Source organism: Acidisphaera sp. L21 (assembly GCF_009765685.1).
Taxonomy (GTDB): domain Bacteria; phylum Pseudomonadota; class Alphaproteobacteria; order Acetobacterales; family Acetobacteraceae; genus LMUY01.
This window is the reverse complement of record NZ_LMUY01000159.1, coordinates 182-567: the sequence shown is the minus strand read 5'-3', so window position 1 is coordinate 567 and position 386 is coordinate 182. Positions and strand designations below refer to the sequence as shown.

Sequence of the window (386 nt, the reverse complement as noted above, 5' to 3'; positions counted from 1 at the left end):
GATGCTCCCAATCTCGGTTTGGACTGGCGCGGGCGGCTTATGGCAATTCGATTGGGGCTCATCTCAACCATGGCGTCATGGAACCTCGGAGGCGCGACGCGGTTAATCGTGGCAGCGGCTCTGTCGTTTATCACGAAAAGCGTGAATACGCGGCCCGTGCGATAGCGCAGGCATTTGTCGCTCGTCCGACGCGGAGTGGCTGTCGATGCTTCCAGAATATGCCCGTGAAATCCGAACAAAGTTCATCAGCATTCAGTCCGGGTTGCTTCAAGACGCCACCCTCCTCAGGCAAAGCGATTTCGCTGACGCAGTCCAGCGGGCGGGCAACCTCGTGGCTATTGCACGTGAAATCATCTCTCTGCCCGTGCAAGAGCTATTGCTCTGGC

1 protein-coding gene is annotated in these 386 nt (G+C 57.8%); it reads left to right on the top strand.

Features of this window, described 5'->3' with window-relative positions:
* Nucleotides 1–205: 205 nt before the first annotated feature.
* Nucleotides 206–386, top strand: a 181-nt coding sequence (locus GSQ76_RS31540; protein ID WP_216851378.1) for a hypothetical protein, incomplete at its 3' end; no start/stop codon positions are given.